Source organism: Actinophytocola sp., from assembly GCF_036002505.1.
Lineage (GTDB): Bacteria > Actinomycetota > Actinomycetes > Mycobacteriales > Pseudonocardiaceae > DASYTH01.
Window position 1 is genome coordinate 1 of sequence record NZ_DASYTH010000085.1, and the last position, 16,583, is coordinate 16,583.

Annotated in this window: 16 protein-coding genes and 2 pseudogenes; 5 read left to right on the forward strand and 13 right to left on the reverse strand. The window is 70.9% G+C overall.

What is annotated here, in order from left to right; all coding sequences use genetic code 11:
- From VGR06_RS06515 to VGR06_RS06525, 3 genes and pseudogenes are all read right to left on the reverse strand, one after another.
- A pseudogene (locus tag VGR06_RS06515) lies at positions 1–435 on the reverse strand (N-acetylmuramoyl-L-alanine amidase); the annotation flags it as partial.
- Between the two features lie 597 nt (positions 436–1,032).
- A complete protein-coding gene (locus VGR06_RS06520; RefSeq protein ID WP_327558054.1) occupies positions 1,033–1,902 on the reverse strand; it encodes an A/G-specific adenine glycosylase in 870 nt (289 codons plus the stop codon).
- 45 nt (positions 1,903–1,947) lie between these two features.
- Positions 1,948–2,439, reverse strand: coding sequence for a carbonic anhydrase (locus VGR06_RS06525; RefSeq protein ID WP_327558055.1), 492 nt, complete (start codon positions 2,437–2,439; stop codon positions 1,948–1,950).
- A gap of 166 nt (positions 2,440–2,605) precedes the next feature.
- On the opposite strand from VGR06_RS06525, the gene VGR06_RS06530 reads away from it, so the two are divergent.
- Positions 2,606–3,304 carry a hypothetical protein gene (locus VGR06_RS06530; RefSeq protein ID WP_327558056.1) on the forward strand — a complete coding sequence of 233 codons (699 nt, stop codon included), beginning with the start codon at positions 2,606–2,608 and terminating at the stop codon, positions 3,302–3,304.
- A 48-nt stretch (positions 3,305–3,352) separates the two neighbouring features.
- Here VGR06_RS06530 and VGR06_RS06535 read toward each other — a convergent pair whose 3' ends face one another.
- The gene (locus VGR06_RS06535) at positions 3,353–4,453 is read right to left on the reverse strand and encodes a LacI family DNA-binding transcriptional regulator (protein WP_327558057.1); all 1,101 of its coding nucleotides are present in this window, start codon (positions 4,451–4,453) and stop codon (positions 3,353–3,355) included.
- Between the two features lie 152 nt (positions 4,454–4,605).
- Between VGR06_RS06535 and VGR06_RS06540 the strand changes: the two genes are divergently transcribed.
- The 3 genes from VGR06_RS06540 to VGR06_RS06550 are packed head-to-tail and all read left to right on the forward strand — an operon-like array spanning position 4,606 to position 7,264.
- Positions 4,606–5,514: a metal ABC transporter solute-binding protein, Zn/Mn family gene (locus VGR06_RS06540; protein WP_327558058.1), complete on the forward strand. Its 909-nt coding sequence runs from the start codon at positions 4,606–4,608 to the stop codon at positions 5,512–5,514.
- A 2-nt stretch (positions 5,515–5,516) separates the two neighbouring features.
- Positions 5,517–6,383 (forward strand): metal ABC transporter ATP-binding protein, encoded by an 867-nt coding sequence (locus VGR06_RS06545; RefSeq protein WP_414637169.1) that lies wholly within the window; start codon positions 5,517–5,519, stop codon positions 6,381–6,383.
- Positions 6,383–7,264, forward strand: a complete 882-nt coding sequence (locus VGR06_RS06550; protein ID WP_327558059.1) for a metal ABC transporter permease — start codon at positions 6,383–6,385, stop codon at positions 7,262–7,264. Before VGR06_RS06545 ends, VGR06_RS06550 begins: the two co-directional genes overlap by 1 nt.
- Here the strand turns inward: VGR06_RS06550 and VGR06_RS06555 are convergent.
- From VGR06_RS06555 to VGR06_RS06565, 3 genes are all read right to left on the reverse strand, one after another.
- Positions 7,215–8,390 (reverse strand): DUF445 family protein, encoded by a 1,176-nt coding sequence (locus VGR06_RS06555; RefSeq protein ID WP_327558079.1) that lies wholly within the window; start codon positions 8,388–8,390, stop codon positions 7,215–7,217. The two genes, VGR06_RS06550 and VGR06_RS06555, sit on opposite strands and share 50 nt — an antisense overlap.
- 215 nt (positions 8,391–8,605) lie before the next feature.
- Positions 8,606–9,016 (reverse strand): hypothetical protein, encoded by a 411-nt coding sequence (locus VGR06_RS06560; protein ID WP_327558060.1) that lies wholly within the window; start codon positions 9,014–9,016, stop codon positions 8,606–8,608.
- Between the two features lie 35 nt (positions 9,017–9,051).
- Entirely contained in the window at positions 9,052–10,479 is a 1,428-nt protein-coding gene (locus VGR06_RS06565) for an MBOAT family O-acyltransferase (RefSeq protein WP_327558061.1), read from the reverse strand.
- Positions 10,480–10,589: 110 nt separating this feature from the next.
- On the opposite strand from VGR06_RS06565, the pseudogene VGR06_RS06570 reads away from it, so the two are divergent.
- Positions 10,590–11,444: pseudogene (locus VGR06_RS06570) on the forward strand (glycosyltransferase 87 family protein); the annotation flags it as partial.
- 255 nt (positions 11,445–11,699) lie between these two features.
- On the opposite strand, the gene rlmB reads toward VGR06_RS06570, so the two are convergent.
- From rlmB to VGR06_RS06600, 6 genes are all read right to left on the reverse strand, one after another.
- Positions 11,700–12,659: a 23S rRNA (guanosine(2251)-2'-O)-methyltransferase RlmB gene (rlmB, locus tag VGR06_RS06575; RefSeq protein ID WP_327558062.1), complete on the reverse strand. Its 960-nt coding sequence runs from the start codon at positions 12,657–12,659 to the stop codon at positions 11,700–11,702.
- A 3-nt stretch (positions 12,660–12,662) separates the two neighbouring features.
- On the reverse strand, positions 12,663–14,054 hold the full coding sequence (cysS, locus tag VGR06_RS06580) for a cysteine--tRNA ligase (RefSeq protein ID WP_327558063.1): 1,392 nt from the start codon (positions 14,052–14,054) through the stop codon (positions 12,663–12,665).
- Positions 14,055–14,079: 25 nt separating this feature from the next.
- Entirely contained in the window at positions 14,080–14,742 is a 663-nt protein-coding gene (locus VGR06_RS06585; protein ID WP_327558064.1) for an HAD-IA family hydrolase, read from the reverse strand.
- A 5-nt stretch (positions 14,743–14,747) separates the two neighbouring features.
- A complete protein-coding gene (gene ispF, locus VGR06_RS06590) occupies positions 14,748–15,218 on the reverse strand; it encodes a 2-C-methyl-D-erythritol 2,4-cyclodiphosphate synthase (protein ID WP_327558065.1) in 471 nt (156 codons plus the stop codon).
- Positions 15,219–15,315: 97 nt separating this feature from the next.
- A complete protein-coding gene (gene ispD / locus VGR06_RS06595; protein ID WP_327558066.1) occupies positions 15,316–16,002 on the reverse strand; it encodes a 2-C-methyl-D-erythritol 4-phosphate cytidylyltransferase in 687 nt (228 codons plus the stop codon).
- A 36-nt stretch (positions 16,003–16,038) separates the two neighbouring features.
- Entirely contained in the window at positions 16,039–16,530 is a 492-nt protein-coding gene (locus tag VGR06_RS06600) for a CarD family transcriptional regulator (protein WP_325157921.1), read from the reverse strand.
- Between the last annotated feature and the right edge of the window lie 53 nt (positions 16,531–16,583).

A 16,583-nucleotide genomic window follows, 5' to 3' on the forward strand; every position in this document is an offset into this window, starting at 1 on the left:
GATGCCGATGCAGGTGCTGTTGTTGTTGGCGACGTGCGCGCCGACCACGTGCCGGGTGCCGCCGGTGAGCACCTCGAGGCTGCGGTGCCGGCCCTCCATGACGAACCCGCCGCGGCTGTTGGTGAGCTGCTGGCCGGTGTCGATCCAGCCGTTGGTGTCCATGTGCAGGTTCTGGATCTCCCTGGCCACTGCGAAGGCGTGCTCTAGGGAGAAGTCGTTGCTGTTCGCGCCGGCCGTGTGGTGCACGACGATGAAGCTCGGCCGGCGGTCGAGCACCTGGATGGTGCCGTTGGCCGGCCGGGCGTTCCAGTTGCGGGTGTCGTAGATCTGCGGCTCGGCCACCGCGCCGGCAAGGCCCGTGCGGATGAGGCCGGCGCTACCGATCGCGCTGCCGGTGAGGCCGGTGCGCAGCAGGGTACGGCGGGTGAGAGCCATGGCGATCTCCCTCGCGATGGGCCAGGCAGGTGCAGGGAAGCCCAACTCTCGCCGACGGTAGTCGCCAGAACACTCAACTGACAAGTAATTCTCGAACTGCAGAGATATCCGGTTAGACCCTGTCTAATGGATCATCGCAAAGGGCAGACAGAGCCTCCCACTGACCAACCGCACCTCAGCGGACCCCTTGGAGGGAGTTGTCGATCTTGATTGGGGTGGTGGTCAGTGCCCTGAAGGTGACCTTCAGGACGCTCACTGTCCCGAAGGTCACCTTCAGGGCATCAGACATCGTCACCGGAGAACCTCCCGCCACAGCAACACCACCAGTTACCCATGCTCGGGCTACGGGCGGCCAACCGCCCGACGATCAGCAACTCCCTCCAGCGGAGCCACACCCAACAGCGATCATGGCCCACCCCGACCCCACACCCGAAAAGACCAACGAGACCCCCAGCCCACCCGCCAACTTGACCGGGAAGACCAGCCCAGCCACAGCCGAAACCGGCTGCCCGCCAGCGCGATCTGGCCACTCCGGCGAGCCATGCGAACTCACCCACCAAGCCCCAGGCACAACCCGCCACATCTGAAACACCTGGGCTAGTGATCACCGGGTAAGGCGAAGCGGCCGTCCCGGGTTTGCTCGACCAGGCCGTCCACGAGCAGGGAGTCCAGGCAGCGGTCGCGCTGGCCGGCGTCCGCCCAGACCACGTCCAGCCGGGCCTTGAGCACCGGTTCCGGGGTGTCCCGGAGCACGTCCAGGAGCAGGCCGCGGACCTGGCGGTCGGTGCCGGCGTAGCGCTGCACGGGCTTCGCCGGGCCGGCGTAGGCCGGGCGCCCGGCGTGCTGCCAGGCGCACGCGGCGTACACCGGGCAGTCGGCGCAGCGCGGCGAGCGCGCGGTGCAGATCATCGCGCCGAGCTCCATCAGCGCGATCGACACCCGGGCCGCGGTCGGCTCGTCCGCCGGCAGCAGCGCGTCCACGTCGGCCAGGTCGCGGTTGGTGGAGGCCGGCCCGGAGTCACCCGCGCCGTGCACCGCGCGGGCCACCACCCGCCGCACGTTGGTGTCCACCACCGGGCAGCGCCGGCCGTAGCCGAACGCGGCGACCGCCCGGGCGGTGTACGCGCCGATGCCCGGCAGGGACAGCAGAGTATCCACATCGGACGGCACGATGTCGTTGTGGGACAAGGAGATCACGACGGCGGCCGCGCGCAGCCGGACGGCCCGGCGGGGGTAGCCGAGCTTGCCCCAGGCGCGGAGCACGTCCGCGGGCGAGGCGGCGGCGAGGTCGGACGGCTTGGGCCAGCGGGCCATCCAGTCCAGCCAGGCGGGCTCCACCCGGGCCACCGGGGTCTGCTGCAGCATGATCTCGCTGACCAGCACCCCCCAGGCGGTCGTGCCGGGCTGCCGCCAGGGCAGGTCACGAGCGTGGGCGGAGTACCAGTCGACCAGGGCGGTGGTGTCCATCGCCCGGGATTCTGTCAGGAGGGAAGCAACGTGACGTTGCTTTCCCTAGAACACCTCGGTCAGGTCGGCGCAGCACACGTCGTAGACGAAGCCGCGGACGTTGTCGGTGTACGGCACGAAGGGACTGCGCCGGACCCGCTGCAGGGACTGCCGCACGCTGTCCTTGACCTCGCGGAACGACTCGACGGCCCACGGCGGGCGCAGCCCGGTCTCCTCCTGGAGCTCGTCCTTGAAGCCGTCCTCGGTGATCATCGACAGGCCGCACTGGGTGTGCTGCATGATGATCACCTCGCGGGTCTGCAGCTTGCGCTGGCTGATCGCGAGCGAGCGGATGATGTCGTCGGTGGCCACCCCGCCGGCGTTGCGCAGGATGTGCGCCTCGCCGTGGGTCAGGCCGAACACGTCGAACACCTTGATCCGGGCGTCCATGCAGGTGACGACGGCCAGGTGCAGGCTGGGCACCGGAGTGGGAATCTCCGGCGCGCCGTGGTCCTGCCCACGTTCATGCCGCTGGAGCAGGTCGTCGATCGCGGTCACTGATCACCTCCGGCCACGGTCTCCTACCAGGATGACCGCTCCTCTGGGGAATGGCTCGACCCCGGCTGACAATTTGACAAACTTCACGTCCGCGACACACACATCCCCCGATCGAGGGACGCTTGGCTAACCCGCTGCCGGCGGGAACGGCGTTACGTTTCGTTCCATGATCGACCCCGCCGGCCCGCTGCCGCCGGCCGTGTACTGGCGCAGGCGGGCGCTCGCCGTGGCCCTGTCGGTCGGGGCCGTGGTGCTGCTGGCCTGGATCATCGGCCGGCTGGTCGGCGGCGCGGACGAGGCGCCGCTCGCCGGCACCGCCGCCCGGCCGTCGCGGCCGCCGTCGATCTCCCGCCCGGCGGGCGGACCCGCCAGCAGTTCGGCGACCATGAGCCCGTCCGCCTCGGCCGTCGCTGTCGCCACCCCGTCGGCGCCGCCGGCCCCCTCGCCTGCGCCCGCGCCGCCTCCGCCGCAGCCGTGCCCGGACCCGGCGATCCAGCTCGCCGCGGAGAGCGCCCAGTCCGGCTACCGGGTCGGCCAGCAACCGCTGCTGCGCCTGGTGATCGTGAACGCCGGTGCGGTGCCGTGCCTGCGCGACGTCAGCCGCAGCACGCGCGAGCTGGTGATCACCAGCGGCGACGGCGCGACCCGGCTGTGGTCGAGCAACGACTGCTACTCGCCGCCCGGCGCCGACACCCGGCTGCTCCAGCCCGGCGAGCGGCTCACGTTCACGGTCACCTGGGCCGGCCGCACCTCCGCGCCCGGCTGCCCGAGCAGGCGGCGCACCGTGCCGGCGGGGTCGTACCTGGTCACGCCGCGGCTGGGGGCGCTTGCCGGTGCGGGGTTGCCGCTGGTGCTGATGCCCTGAAGGCCGCCTTCAGGGCACTGGACGTCCCGAAGGCGGCTTTCAACGCATCTACGGCCCGAACCAGCGCTCCTCAGCAGTGCGGGGCGGGGCCGACGTCGACCCCACCACGAGCTCAGTGGGCAGGATGATCTGCCGTGGCCGCCCGTGCTCTCCGGCGCCGAGCAGGAGCTTGCCCGCGGCCTTGCCCTTGTCCAGCACGGGCTGGCGGATCGTGGTCAGGCCGGCCCGCACCGCCTCGGTGATGCCGTCGAACCCGGTCACCGTGAGGTCCTGCGGGACGCGCAGCCCGCGCCGCCGGGCTTCGGCCAGGGCACCCAGGGCGAGGATGTCCGAGGTGCAGATCAGCGCGGTGAGCTCGGGATCGGTGTCGAGCAACTGGGCCGCGGCGGCGGCGCCCTGCGCGCTGCCGTGATCGAACCGCTCGACCACCGGCACGTCCGCCCAGACCACCCCGACCCCGGCGAACGCGTCGGCCAGGGCGGACAGCCGGGCGCGCTGCACGTGGAAGTGCGCGCTCTGCTGCCGCTCGATGCCGGCGAACCCATCGTTGCGGTCCCGGGCCAGCCGCATGCACACCACGCCGACCTTGCGGTGGCCCAGGGAGATCAGCCGCTCGGCGAGCTGCGTGGTGGCCGCCCGGTCGTCGATGCCGACCCGGTCGACGCCCTCGACCCGTGGCTGGTCGCACACCACGGTCGGCACCGGCCGGGACAGCACCGCGGCCAGGTGCGGGTCGTCGTCGGGCACGGAGTAGACCACGAAGCCGTCCACGCCGGCCCGGTGCACGGCCGCGACGTCCTCGCGCTCGGGGTTCACCGGCACCAGGTGCAGCCCCTGGCCCGCGCCCTCGCAGGCCATCGCCAGCCCCTCGAGGAAGCCGAGCGCGGCCGGGTCGCGGAAGGCGTAGGAGAGGTTCTCGGTGAGCAGCAGCCCGACCGCGCCGGCCTTGCGGGTGCGCAGCGAGCGCGCGACCGGGTCCGGGCCGGGGTAGCCGAGCCGCCGAGCGGTCTCCAGGACGCGCCTGCGTAGCTCGGGGGAGAGCTGGTCGGGCCGGTTGTAGGCGTTCGACACGGTCGTTCTGGACACCCCGAGCTCGGCGGCCAGCGACGCCAGTGTCGCCGGTCGTCGCATGTGTAGAGAGCGCGCCATTGCCTGACCGTAACGTTTCAGAACCAATTCCAGAAGTCCGACCCGGTGTCCGGGTTGTCCGAGCGGCACGACCGGCCCGGGTGACACCCGGTCGGGTGATAGCCTAAGCTGAATGCGATAACGGTTTCCATTATCTAAACGGAGGCGCCGCGATGGGCCGTCGACTCGTGATCATCAGCGCTGGCGTGGCCGTGCTCGGCACGGTTCTGGCCGGCTGCGGCTCGTCTTCCGGCGACCCGGGCGCCGCGCCCGGCACCATCCCCGTCGTGGCCTCGACCAATGTCTGGGCCAGCGTGGTGCGGGCGGTCGGCGGCGACGCGGTCAGCGTGCGGTCGATCATCGACGACCCGTCCGCCGACCCGCACTCCTATGAGGACAAGCCGGAGAACGCCGCCGCGGTGGCCGGGGCGAAGCTGGTGGTGGCCAACGGGGGTGGCTACGACGAGTTCTTCGATGGGCTGGTCAAGGCCTCCGGCACGAGCGCCAAGCAGATCGTGGCGTTCGACCTGGCCGGCAAGGGCGTGAGCGGGGTGGCCAACGAGCACGTCTGGTACGACCTGCCGACGGTGAAGAAGGTGGCCGGCAAGGTCGCCGAGGAACTGGGCGCCTTCGCGCCGGAGAAGAAGGGCACGTTCACCGCCAACGCCGCGTCGTTCCAGGGTCGCCTCGATGAGCTGACCGCCAAGCTGACCCGGATCGGGCGCGACCACCCGGGCGCGTCGGTGATCTTCACCGAGCCGGTGCCGCAGTACCTGGTCGAGGCCGCCGGCCTGACGAACATCACGCCCGAGGAGTTCTCCGAGGCCGTCGAGGAGGAGACCGACCCGCCCGCGGCCGCGGTGGCCGAGGTCACCGGGCTGGTCAGTGAGCGGAAGGTGGCGGCGCTGCTCAACAACGCGCAGACCGAGACGCCGGTGACGAACGCGCTGCGGGACTCGGCGGTCAAGGCCGGGGTGCCGGTCGTTGACGTGACCGAGACCCTGCCGCCAGGCACGACCGGCTACCTTGACTGGATGACCAAGCAGGTGGACGCGCTCGCCGCGGCGCTGGCCAGGACCTGACCGTGGACCGCGGCACGCCGATCCGGCCGGACCGCGCGGCACCGTCCGCTTCGGACGCTGGACGGGCGGTGGTCGAGCTGCGCGGGGCCACCCTGGCCTACGGCAACCGGGTGCTGTGGCGCGACCTCGACCTCGACCTGATGCCCGGCGAGTTCGTCGCGGTGCTCGGCCCGAACGGCTCCGGGAAGACCAGCCTGCTGCGGGTGCTGCTCGGCCAGCAGCGCCTCACCGCCGGCACGGTTCTGGTGGCCGGGGAGCCGCCCGGGCGGGCGAACCGGCGCATCGGGTACATCCCGCAGCAGCGGGCCCTCGATACCACGGTGACGATGCGCGGCCGGGACCTGGTCGGGCTGGGGTGGGACGGCCACCGCTTCGGCATCGGCGTGTCCCGGCTGGGCGAGCGGCGCCGGCGGGTGGCCGAGGCGCTGGCCGCGGTCGGCGCCACCGGGTACGGCGACACGCCGGTCGGCCTGCTCTCCGGCGGTGAGCAGCAGCGCCTGCGGGTGGCCCAGGCACTGATCGGCGACCCGCGGCTGCTGCTCTGCGACGAGCCGCTGCTCTCCCTGGACCTGGCCAACCAGCAGGTGGTCAGCCGGCTCATCGACGAGCGGCGGCGGCGGTCGGACACCGCGGTGCTGTTCGTCACCCATGAGATCAATCCGGTGCTGCCGATGGTCGACCGGGTGCTCTACCTGGTCGACGGCCGCTTCCGGATCGGCACGCCGGAGCAGGTGATGACCTCCGGCACGCTCTCCGGGCTGTACCGCACGCCGGTCGAGGTGCTTCGGGTGCGCGGCCAGATCCACGTCGTCGGCGCGGAGAGCGGGCTGTGCGAGGACGAGCCGCACCACCACCTCGAGGGTGCGTGATGGACAAGCTGTTCGACTTCGAGCTGACGTTTCGGTTGCTGCAGTTCGGTTTCGTGCAGAGCGCGCTGCTGGCCGCGGCCGTGCTGGGGTTGCTGGCCGGGGTGCTCGGCCCGCTGATCGTGAGCCGGAACATGGCGTTCTCCGTGCACGGCACCAGCGAGCTGTCGTTCACCGGTGGCGCGGCGGCGTTGCTGCTGGGCGTCCAGGTCGGCTACGGGGCGATCGCCGGCGCGGTGGTCGCCGCGCTGATCCTCGGGTTGCTGACCCGGCGCACCGCCGAGCACGACTCGGTGATCGGCGCGGTGCTGGCGTTCGGGCTCGGTGTCGGCGTGCTGCTGCTGTGGTTCTACAAAGGACGCGCATCCAACAAGTTCGGGTTGCTGGTGGGCCAGATCGTGAGCGCGGACTTCGCCAGCGTGCTGCTGCTGACGGTGAGCACGGTGCTGGTGCTGGGGGTGCTGGCGGTGCTCTACCGGCCGCTGCTGTTCGCCAGCATGGACCCGGAGGTGGCGGTCGCGCGCGGGGTGCCGGTGCGGCTGCTGTCCCCGGTGTTCGCCGTGCTGGTGGGGGTGGCCACCGCGCTCGGCGTGCAGACCGTGGGCGCGCTGCTGGTGCTCGCGTTGATGATCACGCCGGCGGCCGCGGCGTGCCGGATCACCGCGAGCCCGCTGCGGGCGACGGTGCTGGCGGTGATCTTCGCCGAGGTCGCCGCGGTGGGCGGGATCGTGCTCTCGCTCGCGCCGGGCGCGCCGATCAGCGCGTTCGTCACCGCGATCTCGTTCGTGATCTACCTGGTGTGCGTGGCGGTGAGCACGCTGCGCGGGCGGCCGGTCAGCCGAGCAGCAGGAGCACCTGCAGTTCGCCGACCAGCGCCCCGATGACGGCGCCGACTGCGATCAGCTTCCACTCGTCCTGCCGGAACGCCGGGCGCAGCAGGCCCTCGTACTCGACGCGGGTCAGCCGCCGCATCCGCTCCGCGATGGTGTCCGCGACGTCCATTGCGGACGTCGCGTAGTCCTTGGCGTGCAAGGCGGTTGGCGACAGGTACCGCACCGCCCGGTCCGCCGCGGCATGTTTCATCTGCTGGAACCGTCGCGGTCCAATCGCGACCGACACGAACGGCTTCGCCACACTCGCCTGCTCGTCGATCGTCCGCTGTACCGCCCGTTGGATCATCATGATCATCCGGTCCGACTTCGGCCCACGCAGGATGCCGTCCACGATGTTCGGCACGGTCATCACCTCACGCGCGACCAGCTCGCCGTACTGCTCCGCGACCTCGTCCCGGCGCCGCTGGAAGATCCCCTGGAACGGGATCAACCCGAGGATTCTCCTGCGCTCCCTGGGAAAGAACACCAGCTTGATCGCCAGCCAGTCGGTGAACAAACCGATGGCCGCCCCGAACACCGGCAGCACCAGCGGTTCATGGGTGAGCACCCACACCACCGTCTGCACGAGACCAAGCGAAAATCCGAAGTAGACACCGCACCGCGCGATGAACGCCATCTCCGGCCGCGAGATGTCCCGGATCAGCCTGACCAGAAGCTCCTTGTCGCGCTCCAACGCCGACACCGCGACCTGCCCGATGTCCAGCACATCGTCCACGTTCTCCCGGATCTCGTTGAGAATCCGCCGCACCAGCGCCGGCGACCCGGCCTGCACCTGCTTGACGATCATGTCCTGGGCCAGCACCGGCAGCATCTCCCACAGCGCCGGGTGATACCGCTCCAGCACCTCGCGGGCGATCTCGTCCACCGCCAGCAGCAGCGGCACCTCGATCTCCCGAGCCATCCGCTCCGGATCAAGCTTGGCGACAATCTCCTTCGGGTCCACCAACCTCGTGGTCAGCAACTCCGTCGACACCCGGATCATCCGCGCCGAGTTCCGCGGCACCACCCCCTGCCACCCCAGAAACGGCCTGACCCCAACGAACTCGATCGGCCGAAACATCATCCGAATAGCAGCCAGCTTCGTGACATACCCGATGACCGCCGCCACAAACGGCATCACCACGATCACGACAGTCACGCCGGACACGCTAGACCGTCACCGCTTCCGGGCATGTTGGCCTATGACGTCGTGGTAGGCATCGACGATCAGTACCGGTTTATCCGGTCGTTCCCCATCTCGCACCCCGACGGAGCGTGGCCAGCCAAGACAACGACGTGAGACGCCAACACGACGACGTGAGACGCCAACATGGTCACAATGGCGAGTTGGGGTCAGGTGACCTGGAAGGACGCATGAAGTGTTTGCTCGGCCACCTCGGCGCGCCATTGGTAGCGGCCTGGGCGGAGGGGGAGTGGTGGCACGGAGATCGCGAGGGTGGCCGGGAGCATGGTGCCGGGTGCGACCCCGGGCGGGCGTCCGACTTCGACTTCGGCGTTGTGCCGAAGCTCGTGGGGTGGTTCGCCCAGTGTGACGGGGTGGCCGTCGGCGTCCTCGAGCACGGCCCGGACCTGGATCTTCTGGTTCGCTCGGTCCCAGGGGATCCTCAGCAGGAGGGCGAGGGCATGCGGAGGGGTCGGTGAGCTCGTCACCGACCAGCCGGCCCCGAGCATGTGGACCTTGCCGGTGGGGTCGGCCTGGGCCGCGTCGCAGAGGATGAACTGAGCCTCAATGGGTGAAGCCACCTGTGGATGCTAGCCGCCTGCTCGGAATGCGGAGCCTAGAACTGGAAGTAGAGGAACGGGCTGAAGGTGCCGGTGGCGATGAGGATGGCGGCGTAGGGGAGCCCCACGGCCATGATGGCGACGCGGAGGGTGGCGGCGGGGCGGGTGCGGGAGGACTCCACCAGCGGGCCGGTGACGGGGTGGGCGGGCAGGACGAAGATCAGCATCGCGGCCAGCAGGATGATCAGGCGTTGGTTGGTGAGGGCGGCGGAGACGACGTCGGTGAGGCCGGTGAAGTCGGGGAGGAGCATGTGGCCGATCATCGTCAGCGCCTGGGGGAGCTCGGGGGAGCGGAAGATGATCCAGCCGATGATGACGAGGACGGTCGTCAGGAGGCGGCGGAGGAGGGCGCGGCGGCGGGGGGCGGCGTCCAGGTGGAAGCCGCGTTCGATGATGAGCAGCGCGCCGTGGTAGAGGCCCCAGATGAGGAACGTCCAGTTGGCGCCGTGCCAGAAGCCGGTCAGCGTGAAGACGATGATGAGGTTGCGGTAGGTGCGGGCGGCGCCGCGGCGGTTGCCGCCCAGTGAGAAGTAGACGTAGTCGCGGAACCAGCGGGACAGGGACATGTGCCAGCGGCGCCAGAACTCGGTGACGGTGACCGAGGCGTAGGGGCGGGCGAAGTTCTCGGGGAGCCGGAAGCCGAGCATGCGGCCCAGGCCGATGGCCATGTCGGAGTAGCCGGAGAAGTCGAAGAACAACTGCAGGGTGTAGGCGACGGCGCCGAGCCAGGCGATGGCGAACGTCATCTCGTCGCCGGGGGTGTTGAAGCAGGCGTCGACCAGGGGGCTCAACGAGTCGGCGATGATCACCTTTTTGCACAGGCCGAGGGCGAAGCGGGGGAAGCCGGCGGCGATGTCGTCGAGCGGATGGGTGCGGTACTGCGGGAGCTGGTCGGCGATCTCCCGGTAGCGCACGATCGGGCCGGCGATGAGCTGCGGGAACATCGCGATGTAGGTGACGAACGAGACCGGGTTGCGCAGCGCCGGGCGCTCGCCGCGGTAGAGGTCCACGGCGTAGGAGATGTGGTGGAACGTGTAGAACGAGATGCCGATCGGCAGCAGCACGTGGACGACGGGGAAGTCCCCGCCGAACAGGCGCGCGAACCCGTCGAGCTGCGCGGTCAGGAAGCCGGCGTACTTCCAGATGATCAGCACTCCGAGGTCGACCACGATCACCGCGATCAGCAGCAGCTTGCGCCGGCGCCGCGCCAGGTCCCACTCGTCCGGCTCGAGCATCGGCCCGGCCACGAAGTTGACCACCATGCAGAGCAGCAGGAGCAGCGTCGAAGCCCCGGCCCCGGCCGCGTAGAACACCAGGCTCGCCACCGCGATGATCCCGTTGCGCCAGCTCCGCGGCGTCACCAGCACGGCCACGAGCACGACCGGGGTGAAGAACCACAGGAACAGTGGACTGGCGAACGACATGCGGCGTGACCTCGACTCCCGACCGGACATCCGACTTTAGCCGAGGGCGCCCGCCCACCCGGACACGTTCGCTAGGTTGAGGGGAACCACAGGTCACTGGGGGTCTCGAGATGCGACGGCTGCTGCCCTGGCTGCTACCGCTCGCGCTCGCCCTGCACCTGGTCGCCGTCGCGATCTGGACGACGGGCCTGACCGCACTCTACGACCTGCAGGTCTATCGCGCCGGCGGCCGCGCGCTGCTGGACGGCACCCCGCTCTACGACGGGTTCGTGTTCTGGGTGCTGCACTTCACCTACCCGCCGTTCGCCGCCGTGGTGTTCACCCCGCTCGCCCTGATCCCCACCGACCTGGCCAAGATCGCCTTCTCGGTGCTCAACGTGGCCGCGCTCGCCGGCGTCATCTGGCTTGCCCTGCGCGCGCTCGGCGGCCCGCGGCGCCGGCTCACCGCCACCCTTGCGCTGACCGGCGCGCTGTTCTGGCTCGAACCGGTGCGCAGCACGATCACCATCGGCCAGGTCAACCTGCTGCTGCTCCTGGTCGTGGTGTGGGACCTGACCCGGCCACCGACAGCGCGCCACCAGGGCATCGGCGTGGGCATCGCGGCGGGCATCAAGCTGGTGCCCGGCGTGTTCGTGCTCTACCTGCTGCTCACCCGCCGGCCCTGGGCGGCGCTGAACGCCGCGGCCGCGTTCGCCGGCACGGTCGGCCTGGGGTTCCTGGTCGCGCCGCGGGATTCCGTGCGGTACTGGACCGGCACGTTCCTCACCACCGGCCGGATCGGGGAGCAGGCCGAGACGGGCAACCAGTCCCTGGCCGGCATGCTCGCCCGGTTCGGCGCGCCGTCGCCGGTGCTGTGGGTGCCACTCGCGTTGCTCGCCGGGCTGGCCGGCCTTGCGGTGGCGACCCGGGCGCACCGGCGCGGGCACGAGCTGCTCGGCGTGACCGTGTGCGGTATGACCGCGTGCCTGGCGGCCCCGTTCGCCTGGAGTCACCACTGGGTGTGGTTCGTCCCGCTGATCGTGCTCCTCGCGCGCACCGGACCGCGCCTCGTGCCGGTCGGGCTCGCGCTGCTGCTGCTCGACTGGCCGGTGACGCTGCCGCCGCGCGACTGGATCTTCCCGCCGCGCACCGGGCTCATCGCGCTCGACGGGCCGGTCGCCGGCAACATCTACGTGCTGCTCGGCCTGGCCGTCGTGGCGGTGACGGGCACCTGGCTGTGGTCAGGTGCGGCCGGCGGCCCGGCGGCGGCGGGCGACCTCGGCGAGCACCACCCCGGCGGCGACGGAGGCGTTGAGCGACTCGACGCCGGCGGCCATCGGGATGGCGACGGTCTGGTCGCAGGCCTCCCGGACCAGCCGGGACAGGCCGCGGCCCTCGGAGCCGACCACCACGACCAGGGGTGAGGTGGCGAGCTCCAGCTCGTCCACCGAGGTGCCGCTGTCCGCGTCCAGCCCGACGATCATCAGGCCCTCGTTGGCCAGCGTGTTCAGCGTCCGGGTCAGGTTCGTGGCCAGCGCGACCGGCAGCCGGGCGGCGGTGCCCGCGCTGGTCCGCCACACCACGGCGGTCACCCCGGCACTGCGCCGCTGCGGCACCAGCACGCCGTTCGCGCCGAACGCGGCCGCGGAGCGGATCACCGCGCCGAGGTTCCGCGGGTCGGTCACCCCGTCCAGCGCCACCAGCAGTGGCGGCTCGGGCGACTCCCGCGCGGCGTCCAGCAGCTCGTCCGGGTGGGCGTACTCGAACGGCGGCACCTGCAGGCCGAGGCCCTGGTGCACGGCCCCCGCGGTGAGCCGGTCCAGCTCGGGGCGGCTGACCTCGAGCACCGAGATGCCGCGGTCGCCGGCGAGCCGCACGGCGTCGGTCACCCGGTCGTCGGTGTCGATGCCGAGCGCCACGTACAGCGCGGTGGCCGGCACCCCGGCGCGCAGGCACTCGACCACCGGGTTGCGCCCGGCGACCAGTTCGGCGCCCGGCTTGTCCTTGCGCTTGCGCTGCTCGGCCTGTTTGGCGGCGGCCGCGGCCCGGCGCGCGGCCGGGTGGCCGGGCCGCCGCTCGGCCCGCGGGGTCGGCCCTTTTCCTTGCAGCGCCTTGGATTTCTGCCCGCCGGAGCCGACGACGGCGCCCTTTTTCGAGCCGGGTTTGCGCACCGCACCCCGGCGCCGGGAGTTTCCAGCCACGTGTCAGCTGTCCTTCAAAGTCCACAATGGACCGTCGGGGGTATCCTCGACGGCGATCCCGCTGGCCAGCAGGCGGTCCCGGATGGCATCGGCCCGGGCGAAGTCCTTCTCCGCGCGGGCCCGCAACCGCTCCGCGAGCAGCTCGTCCACCAGGGTGCTCAGCGCGCGCATCGCTCCGGTGTCCACAGTGGACGCCGTGGCCCACGTCGGGTCCAGCGGATCCAGCCCGAGAACGCCCAGTTGCGCGCGAACCGTGGCGGCCGCGGCCCGGGCCCCGGCCTCGTCACCGGAGTCCAGCGCGATGTTGCCCTGCCGAACTCCGTTGTGCACCACGGCAAGCGCGGCGGGGGTGCCGAGGTCGTCATCGAGCGCCGCGGCGAACTCCGCGCCGACCTCGCCCGGGCCGACCACCCCGGTGCGCTGCGCCGCCTGGCGCACGAACGACTCGATCCGCCGGTACGCGCGCACCGCCTCGTCCAGCGCGGCCTCGGAGTACTCGATGACCGACCGGTAGTGCGGCGCCACCAGGTAGTAGCGCAACTCCTGCGCGCGGACCCGGCTCAGCACCACCGGAATGGACACCACGTTGCCCAGCGACTTGGACATCTTCTCGCCGGCCATGCCGACCAGGCCGTTGTGCATCCAGTACCGGGCGAACGGGTCGCCGGCCGCGCGGGACTGCGCCAGCTCGTTCTCGTGGTGCGGGAAAACCAGGTCCAGCCCGCCGCCGTGGATGTCGAACTCCGCACCGAGATAGGTCAGCGCCATCGCCGAGCACTCCAGGTGCCAGCCCGGGCGGCCCGGACCCCACGGCGTCGGCCAGGACGGCTCGCCGGGCTTGCTGCCCTTCCACAGCGTGAAGTCCCGCGGGTCGCGCTTGCCCTCGGCCTCCGACTCGCCCTGCTGCACCTCGTCGAGTTTCTGCCTGGACAGCGCCCCGTAGTCGGGGTAGGACGCCACCGCGAAGTAGACATCCCCGGCCGCGGCGTAGGCGTGCCCGCGGTCGATCAGCCGGTGCATCAGCTCGACCATCTGCGTGACGTGCCCGGTGGCCCGCGGCGCGATCGTGGCCGGCAGGCAGCCCAGCGCGTCGTAGGCCTCCTCGAACGCGCGCTCGTGCGTGGCCGACCACTGCCACCAGGGTTCGCCGTGCTGGCTCGCCTTGATGAGGATCTTGTCGTCCACGTCGGTGACGTTGCGGACCAGCGTGACGGACAGCCCCGAGGCGCGCAGCCAGCGGCGCAGCACGTCGTAGTTCAGCAGGCTGCGGACGTGCCCGATGTGCGGTGGTCCCTGCGGGGTCGGACCACACACGTAGATCGACGCCGTGCCACTCCGGACGGGACTGAACTCCCGCAGGGTCCTGGTCGCGGTGTCGAAGACGTGCAAGGTCACTCGGAAATGGTACGTGGGCGTCGAATCACGGCAGCACGCGATGTGCTCGAAGAGCGGACAGCAGGGCGCCCGGGCGGGTGGCCGGCGGAATGCGCTCGACAATGGCGAACCGGCAGCCGATCCGCGTGGCTCCGCCGTCAGCGACGTCGCTGTCCCCGATCATCAGGGTGTCCTCGGGAGCGACGCCGATCCGTTCGCAGGCGGCCAGGAAGATCTTCGGATCCGGCTTCATCACGCCCTCGGCGTAGGACAGCAGGTACTCGGCGACCAGCTCGTGCATCCCGTTGCGGCGGAACACATCCCGGATGTCCCAGGGGATGTTGCTGATCACCGCCACCGGGAGGCCCGCGGTGCGCAGGCCGCGCAGTGCGTCGAGAGTGTCCGGATAGGGCAGCCACGACTCGGCGGCCGGCACCCGCTCGTAGATCCCGGTGAGGACCTCGTCGGGCACGCCGGGGGCGGCCGCGCGCAGGGCCGTCAGGTAGACCGTCCGGTGGACGTCCGGGTCGAGGTCGCGGCGCTCCCACGCGTCCCTCAGTTCCTCGGGCAGGTACCCGGAGGATGCCGGCGAGGTCAGCACGTCGATGATCTTCGCCCGGTCCAGCGCCAAGCCGTCGAACCAGCCGGGCGCGGGCTCGAGGTGGAAGAGGGTGCCGGAGAAGTCGAACAGGACGCCGCGAATGCTCACACCAGTCAACCTACGGAAGGCAGCAGCAGTGCGGTGGCGACGGCGGCGAGACCCTCGCCACGGCCGGTGAGCCCGAGGCCGTCGGTGGTCGTGCCGGAGACGGAGACCGGGCCGCCGACGGCGTCGGAGAGCACCTTCTCCGCCTCGTCGCGGCGGGTGCCGATGCGCGGATGATTGCCGATGACCTGCACCGCGGCGTTGCCCACCCGGTAGCCGGTGGTCTCGATCCGGCGGCGCACCTCGGCCAGCAGGTCCACACCGTGCGCACCGGCCCAGCGCGGGTCACCGGTGCCGAACACGGCGCCGACGTCGCCCAGCCCGGCCGCCGACAGCAGCGCGTCGCACAGCGCGTGCGCGGCCACGTCGCCGTCGGAATGCCCGGCGCAGCCGTCGAGGTTTTCCCAGCACAGCCCGGCGATCCAGCACTCCCGCCCGGCCTCGAACGGATGCACGTCCGTGCCGATCCCCACCCTCACGACAACTCCGCCGACGTCAGTCCGACTTGTCGTGGGAAGTACCCGCGACAGGACGCACTTGTCGTGGGAAGTACCCGCGACAAGTCGAGTACCGCGCTCATCCGGGGAACATCGTTTCGGCGAGGGCGAGATCGAACGATGTGGTGATCTTCATCGCGAACGGGTGGCCCGGGATGGTGGTGATCGGGACGCCGAGGCGTTCGACCAGGCCGGCGTCGTCGGTGGTGGAGTCGTCGGGGTAGGTGGCATAGGCGCGGCGCAGCACGTCCGCGGCGAAGCCCTGCGGCGTCTGCACGACGCGCAGCTCGGACCGGTCCGGGGTGCCCACCACCATGCCGGAAGCGTCGACCCGCTTGACCGTGTCCGCCACCGGAAGCACCGGGATCACGGCCGGCGCGCCGGCAGTCACCGCGCTGACCACGTTGTAGATGATCTCGGGCGGGGTGAACGCCCGAGCCGCGTCGTGCACGAGCACGATCGTGGCATCACCAGCGGCATCGAGGGCGAGCCGCACCGACTCCGTCCGGCTGGAACCGCCCGCCACGACCAGAGCCGGAAGCCCGGCCGCCGCCAGCGCATTCCGCGCCGTGTCCACATCGGACACTGGCGCCGCGACGACGACACGCCACACACAACCGGTGGACCCTCGACCGCGCGCGGAAAGCAGGCCACGTACGGCGTGCACCAGCAACGGCACTCCACGAACCGGAACCAACGCCTTGGGCACACTCTCGCCGAGACGTTCACCTCGCCCGGCGGCGGGCACGAGCGCGACCACGCTCATCGTCGAGCCCGGGTCGGGATCCGGTCAGAGGAGCGCTCAGACCACGGCGGTGCCAAGGACCTCGTCGAGGATGACCTCGGCCTTGTCCTCGTCGGTACCTTCGGCCAGGGCCAGTTCGCTGACCAGGATCTGCCTGGCCTTGGCCAGCATCCGCTTCTCGCCAGCGGACAGTCCGCGGTCCTTCTCACGTCGCCACAGGTCGCGTACTACCTCGGCCACCTTGTTCACGTCGCCGGAGGCGAGCTTCTCGAGGTTGGCCTTGTAGCGGCGTGACCAGTTCGTCGGCTCCTCGGTGTGGGGAGCCCGCAGGACATCGAAGACGCGGTTGAGACCCTCCTGGCCCACGACGTCGCGCACGCCGACGATCTCGGCGTTGTCAGCGGGGACGCGAACCGTGAGATCACCTTGCGCTACCTTGAGGACGAGGTACTTCTTCTCCTCGCCCTTGATCACGCGGGTCTCGATTGCTTCGATGAGTGCGGCACCGTGGTGCGGGTAGACGACGGTCTCTCCGACCTTGAAAACCATGTGTCCTCTGCCCCTTTCGCTACGTCCATCTTAACACGTGCTGGAGGCTCGCT

Bases quoted from the DNA above. Each gene is read 5' to 3' on its own strand.
- VGR06_RS06565 (WP_327558061.1), bottom strand. From the start codon at position 10,479: ATGTCGTTCGCCAGTCCACTGTTCCTGTGGTTCTTCACCCCGGTCGTG.
- VGR06_RS06520 (WP_327558054.1), bottom strand. From the start codon at position 1,902: ATGGACACCACCGCCCTGGTCGACTGGTACTCCGCCCACGCTCGTGAC.
- VGR06_RS06540 (WP_327558058.1), top strand. From the start codon at position 4,606: ATGGGCCGTCGACTCGTGATCATCAGCGCTGGCGTGGCCGTGCTCGGC.
- VGR06_RS06550 (WP_327558059.1), top strand. From the start codon at position 6,383: ATGGACAAGCTGTTCGACTTCGAGCTGACGTTTCGGTTGCTGCAGTTC.
- ispD (WP_327558066.1), bottom strand. From the start codon at position 16,002: ATGAGCGTGGTCGCGCTCGTGCCCGCCGCCGGGCGAGGTGAACGTCTC.
- VGR06_RS06535 (WP_327558057.1), bottom strand. From the start codon at position 4,453: ATGGCGCGCTCTCTACACATGCGACGACCGGCGACACTGGCGTCGCTG.
- VGR06_RS06600 (WP_325157921.1), bottom strand. From the start codon at position 16,530: ATGGTTTTCAAGGTCGGAGAGACCGTCGTCTACCCGCACCACGGTGCC.
- VGR06_RS06555 (WP_327558079.1), bottom strand. From the start codon at position 8,390: ATGCCGTTTGTGGCGGCGGTCATCGGGTATGTCACGAAGCTGGCTGCT.
- VGR06_RS06530 (WP_327558056.1), top strand. From the start codon at position 2,606: ATGATCGACCCCGCCGGCCCGCTGCCGCCGGCCGTGTACTGGCGCAGG.